This window comes from Streptacidiphilus anmyonensis, from assembly GCF_000787855.1.
GTDB lineage: Bacteria > Actinomycetota > Actinomycetes > Streptomycetales > Streptomycetaceae > Streptacidiphilus > Streptacidiphilus anmyonensis.
Genome location: NZ_BBPQ01000136.1, coordinates 1 through 5,913 on the forward strand (window position 1 = coordinate 1; position 5,913 = coordinate 5,913).

Consider the following 5,913-nt stretch of genomic DNA (forward strand, 5'->3'; position numbering starts at 1 on the left):
CCACTGCCCCGCCCGCAGCCGCGCCGCTTGTCGTCCCACTCGCGGCGCCCACGGCGGCGGCGCCCCCGGCCACCGCCGCGCCGCCCACGAGGCCCGCCGCGACGGCCGTGCCGTAGCCCGTGCCCAGCCAGACCAACAGACCGCCCGGCAGCAGCTCGCGCAGGCTGTGGTTGAGGTCGACCAGCTCCAGGTAGGCCGCCGAGCAGCGGTCGCACTCCTGAAGATGCGCGCGCACGTCCGTCGACGCCCGCTTGCCCAGCTGCCCGCGCGCGAACCCGCCCAGCTTGCTCGCGTGCCGCTCGCAGTCGGACGCCTGGGTGTCGGAGACGTGCGCCTGAAGGAACGCCGTGGCCAGCCGCTCGCGGGCACGGTGCGCCTGCACGGCCGTCGCGTTGGCCGTCTTGCCCAGCAGCACCGCGACCTCGCGCGGCGGCTCCTGCTCGACCTCCGTGTGCCACAGCAGCAGCCGGTCGTCCGCGTCGAGGTTCCGGAACGCCCGGACGATCAGCGACTGGTCCACCCCGGACATGGCCTGCGCGTCCGCGCCCGGGTCCGTCACGTCGACCGTCGCGACGACGGTGTGGGACGAGGCGAACACCTGGAAGTCGTCGATCAGCTGCTCGCGCCGGTCACTCCGGCTCCACGAGGCGGCGATGTTGCGCACCGCCGTCAGCAGGTATGCCCGCACCGCCACATCCGGCCCCTTGCCTGCGCGCAGCGCCTGCAAGGTGCGGGCGAACACCTCGCCCGCGAGGTCCTCCGCGGTGAAGGAGTCCCGGCAGCAGGTCCGGGCGTAGCGGCGGACGGCGGCGGAGTGACGCCGGTACAGCTCCTCGTACGCGGCGTCGTCCCCCGCACGCACGGCCGCGGTCAGCTCGGCGTCGGACGGCCCGAGCGGCGCGCCCTCGTCGACCGGCCCGCCGGGCGCGGGCACCGTCGCACCGGGCACGGTCGCACCGGGCACGGCCGCGTCGGAGGCCGTGTCAGGTACCGACGTGTCAGGCGCCGCGGCGTCGCGCACCTGCTCGTGCACGACGTCGTGCTCGTGCCTGTGCCCGCGCGCGACCTCACCGCGACGCCGCCCGCTGCCATCGCCCTGCGGCGGCACCTTGGCAGCGGCGGCGGTCGCCTCCGACTCCTCTGCGGCCATGACACCGACCCCCGCTCACTCACTCGACCGGGAAGACTTTCCCACACGACGGTGAGCACAAGGGAGGCGATGACCGCTACGCCACTCCTTCGGGGAATACCGCAATCCCCGTCCGCCTGCCTAGCCGCAGCGGGAGGCGTGGGGGATCCGCGCGAGCCGACCCGGCGGCGCGTCAGCCGCGAAGACCGTCCAGCAGCAGCTGAAGCAGCCGCCCGGAGGCGCTCCCGTCGGAAGAGGTGTGCTGCGGCACCGCCGCCGTCAGCACCAGCACCACGTCCGAGACGGTCACCCCGGCCCGCAGCTCACCCGCGTCCCGCGCGGACTCCACCAACTCCGACAGCAGCTCCAGCAGCCGCCCCGGGTCCGCGTCCGCGCCGTACTCCTCGTCCGAGCCCGACGTCCCCGCCACCACGCCCTCAGAGACCGCACCGACCGAACCGGCCGCCGACGGGGTCCGCTGCAGAGGCACGCGCACCAGCGCCTCCGCCTGACGGAACGTCTCCGGCGGCAGCAGACGGCCCGCCCCGGAGGACGCCGCGCGGGCCAGGAACGAGGCCAGCGCCTCCCACGCCCCGGCCCCGCCGACCTGCACCGAGATCGCCTCGCGCGCCTGCTGGGTCAGCCAGACCACCTCCTCCGAGGCGATCCGCCGCACCAGCACCTCCTTGCTGGGGAAGCGCCGGTAGACCGTGCCGACGCCGACGCCCGCACGCCGGGCGACCTCCTCCATCGGCGCCCCGTAGCCGAGTTCGCCGAACACCTCGCGGGCGGCGCGCAGCACCGACTCCAGGTTCCGCCGAGCGTCGACCCGCAACCGCGTGCCCGAACCGCCGCCCGCGCCGTTGCCCGCCCCCCGCGTGACACCGTTCACCGCGACCCCCCGCTGGACCGGGATCGCCCCGTCCACCGCTCGCGGCAGTACCTGCTCCTGTTGAACCATGAGGTTCGTCCTCCCCCGTAGACAGATCCATTGACGATAGTTGACTGCGCATCGACGCGAACAGGGAACCCGAAAGGATTCGCCCCCTCCGCATCGGCCGTGCGCACACCACCCTTGCAGCGCAGCGTAGGTCATCTGCGCAGATCAGTGGAGTCACGGGGTGGCCTCCGAGCGTCCCACCCCTGCGCCACGCCCCCGAGGCGCGCAAGCGGGCGGATGCGCGCGGTCCACTCATTCAGGTACGGAGTATGGACGCGCGGGCGTACGCGGGTGCGGAATAGTGGCGTGCTCCCACCCGCGCGCATTCTGCTCATCGGCGGCGGCCAGGTCGGCGTCAACGCCGCCCTGCGCCTGCGGTCGCGACTACGGCATGGAGAGGCCGAGGTCACACTCGTCGACCCGACCTCCTACATGACGTACCAGCCGTTCCTGGCCGAGGCCGCCGCCGGCGCCATCGACCCACGGCACGTCGTGGTGCCGCTGCGGCGTGCGCTCCCCGGCGTGCGCATCGTGCAAGGACGCCTCACGTCCCTCGACACAGCGGGACGCCGCGCGCACCTCGTGCTCCCCTCGCCGCTGCACCGCGACGGCCCGACGGTGGACCTGACAGTCCCTTACGACCGGCTCGTCCTCGCACCCGGCTCCGTCTCGCGCATCCTCCCCGTCCCTGGCCTGGCCCGCCACGGCATCGGGTTCCGCAGCGTCGAGGAGGCCGTCAAGCTGCGCAACCACGTGCTCGGCCAGCTCGACGCCGCGGCCTCCACGCGCGACCCGGACGTCCGTCAGGCCGCGCTCACCTTCGTCTTCGTGGGCGGCGGCTACGCCGGCACCGGCGCCGTCGCCGAACTGGAGGACATGGCCCGCCACGCGCTCACCCACTACCCGACCATCCAGCCCGACGACCTGCGCTGGATCCTGGTCGAGGCGGGCAAGCGCATCCTGCCCGAGACCGAAGCGCACGCCGCCGAGCGCACCACCGCCGAACTGCGCGAGCGTGCCGTCGACGTCCGGCTCGGCACCCGCCTCGCGGCCGTCGGCCCCGACGGGATCGTCCAACTGACCGACGGCAGCCGTTTCGCCGCCCGCACCCTGGTGTGGACCGCCGGCGTCCGCGCCAACCCGGTGCTGAAGCAGACCGGACTCGCCGTCGACGCCCAGGGCCGGCTGCGCTGCGACACCCACCTGCGCGTCCTCGGCGCCCAGGACGTCTACGCCGCCGGCGACTGCGCCGCCGTTCCCGACCTCGCCCGCCCGGGAGAGACCTGCCGCGCCAACGCCCAGCACGCCGTGCACCAGGCCGCCGTACTGGCCGACAACCTCGTCGCCAGCCTGCGCGCCGAACCGACGGCCGAATACCGCCACGAGCTCAAGGGCTCGATCACCTCCCTCGGCCTGCACAAGGGCGTCGCCCAGCTCCGCGGACGCTCGCTGCACGGACGCTCCGCGTGGCTGCTGCACCGGGCCGTGCACCTGCGCCGCATCCCCACCTGGGAACGCAAGGCGCGCGTGCTGTCCGACTGGCTGCTCGCTGGACTGACCGGACGGGAGATGGTCTCCCTCGGTGAGCTGGAGGAACCGCGCGCCGGCTTCGAACAACTGATGGACGAGCGTTGACGCGAGCGCGGGACCGGGGAGCGGCGTCCCGGCACGACACACATTCGGAAGGTACGAACGACCCGAACGAACAGGTGTGTAAAGGATCAGTGTCCGATCCGTCTGGATTCGCCGATCTTCAAGACACCCCAGGGCAGCTGATTCCCCGTGACGCGGCTTTCAGCCACACTGGACCCCGACTCCGCGCGACCTGAAGCCTGCCTCGACCGAAGCCTGCCTCGATCGAGCCCGCTCGACCGATGCCCGTTCGACCGAGGGCCGCTTTGAACACGGCGTGCCCGCAGCCCGAAGGACTCCGTTGAACCTCACACGCTGGAGCGCCCGGCTCCCAGGCGGCCAGCGGCGCGCCTCCGCGCCGACGGACCGCGACACCGGCCCGACCCCCAGCGTCCCGGCCAGCCGCGAGCTCCCCGAGGCACGGATCGCCCACGAACACGCCGGCCACGAGCACCTCGCCGTGCACGACGTCCTCGGCCACCTGCCCGCTCTCATCGCCATCGGATACGGCCCCGCCCACCGCCTCGGCTACCTCAGCCGCGCCTACACCGAGGTCTTCGGCTCCCGCCCGACGGGCGTTCCCGCCCACCAGGTCATGCCCGAACTGGAGGAGCTCGGCCTGCTCCCGCTCATGGACCAGGTCTACCGGACCGGCCGCCCGCGCACCGTCAAAGCGCGCAAGGTGCACCACCAGCCGTCCGGTTCCGGTTCCGGTTCCGCGTCGCCCTCCGGCGTGGCGGAGCCGCGCTACTTCACCTTCGTCTGCGCGCCGATCCGCGAGACCGAGGACCTCGGCCGGCAGCTCACCCAGCTCACCCTCAGCGAGACCGTCGTGGGCCTGGGCCCGGGCCCAGGCCGGAGCACGGCCTCGGGAATCGCCACCGCCACGGACATCGGCGCCAACGCAGGTGTCGGTGCCGGCGAGCGTCCCTCGCACGGCCTCTCCTCCCTCTCCTCCCTCGGCCTCGGCAGCTTCGCCTCGCTGCGCCGCAGCACCGGGGCCTCCGACGTCTGCGGCGTCCTCGTCTTCGGCGCCGAGGTCACCGACCAGGTCCGCGTCACCGAGCGGCTGCGGGAGAGCGAACGCCGCCAGCGCGAGGCCGCCGTCACCCTCCAGCGCAGCCTGCTCCCGCAGAAGCTGGAACAGCCCGACGACCTGCGCGTCGCCGCCACCTACCAACCCGGCGGGGCCGACACCGCCGTCGGCGGCGACTGGTACGACGTCATCACCCTCGGAGGTGGCCGCACCGCCCTCGTCATCGGCGACGTCATGGGCCGCGGCATGCGCGCCGCCGCCGTCATGGGCCAGCTCCGCACGGCCGTCCGCGCCTACGCGCGCCTCGACCTGCCCCCGCACGAGGTCCTGCAACTCCTCGACGGCATCGCCGCCGAGATCGACGCGATGCAGATCGCCACCTGCCTCTACGCGGTGTTCGACCCGAGCGAGGAGTCCGTCACCTACGCCTCCGCCGGTCACCTCCCCCTGATGGTCCGCTCCGCGGACGGCACCGTCACCCGTCCGGAGGAACCAGGCGGCCCGCCGCTCGGCACCGGCGGCTGGATGCACACCTCCGGCACCCTGCCCTTCCCACCCGGTGCCACCGGCGTCCTCTATACCGACGGACTCGTCGAACGTCGAGACCGCGACATCGACCGCGGTCTCGACGCCCTCGCCAAGACCCTCGGCGGCGCGACGGGCACCCCCGACGTCATCTGCTCCCGGCTGCTGCGCGCCATGGGCGTCACCCCCGAGCACGACGACGACGTCGCTGCCCTCGTCTTCCAGCTCCCCCAGCGCGAGCCGGACTCCGCCGACCTCTTCCGCAGTGCCTCGCTCGACCTCCTCGGCGGCACGGAGGCGGCGTCCAGCGCCCGCGCCTTCACCGGAGGCGTCCTGTGCAGCTGGCGCGTGGGCGAGGACATCCGCGACATGAGCGTGCTGGCCGTGAGCGAACTGGTCTCCAACTCCCTCACCCACGGCCACCCGCCGATGCGCCTCCGGCTCCGCCGCACTGACCGCCGCCTCACGGTGGAGGTCACCGACGCGGACGACCACCTCCCGCGCCGCCGCCAGGCCCTGCCGGCCGACGAGTCCGGTCGTGGCCTGGCGATCGTCGCCACGATCGCCTCCAACTGGGGCACCCGACGGACCCCCGACGGGGGCAAGGCCGTCTGGTGCGAGTTCCCGCTCAGGGAGGGTTGACCCGGTCCT

Annotated in this window: 4 protein-coding genes; 2 read left to right on the forward strand and 2 right to left on the reverse strand. The window is 73.6% G+C overall.

Features of this window, described 5'->3' with window-relative positions:
• On the reverse strand, nt 1-1,150 hold a 1,150-nt coding region (locus TR50_RS41875; protein WP_152648940.1), incomplete at its 3' end, for an RNA polymerase sigma factor.
• Nucleotides 1,151-1,322: 172 nt separating this feature from the next.
• A complete protein-coding gene (locus TR50_RS41880) occupies nt 1,323-2,090 on the reverse strand; it encodes a TetR/AcrR family transcriptional regulator (RefSeq protein ID WP_042435870.1) in 768 nt (255 codons plus the stop codon).
• 285 nt (nt 2,091-2,375) lie between these two features.
• On the opposite strand from TR50_RS41880, the gene TR50_RS41885 reads away from it, so the two are divergent.
• Nucleotides 2,376-3,704 carry an NAD(P)/FAD-dependent oxidoreductase gene (locus TR50_RS41885; protein WP_042435872.1) on the forward strand — a complete coding sequence of 443 codons (1,329 nt, stop codon included), beginning with the start codon at nt 2,376-2,378 and terminating at the stop codon, nt 3,702-3,704.
• A 457-nt stretch (nt 3,705-4,161) separates the two neighbouring features.
• A complete protein-coding gene (locus TR50_RS41890) occupies nt 4,162-5,904 on the forward strand; it encodes an ATP-binding SpoIIE family protein phosphatase (protein WP_439654289.1) in 1,743 nt (580 codons plus the stop codon).
• Nucleotides 5,905-5,913: the final 9 nt, after the last annotated feature.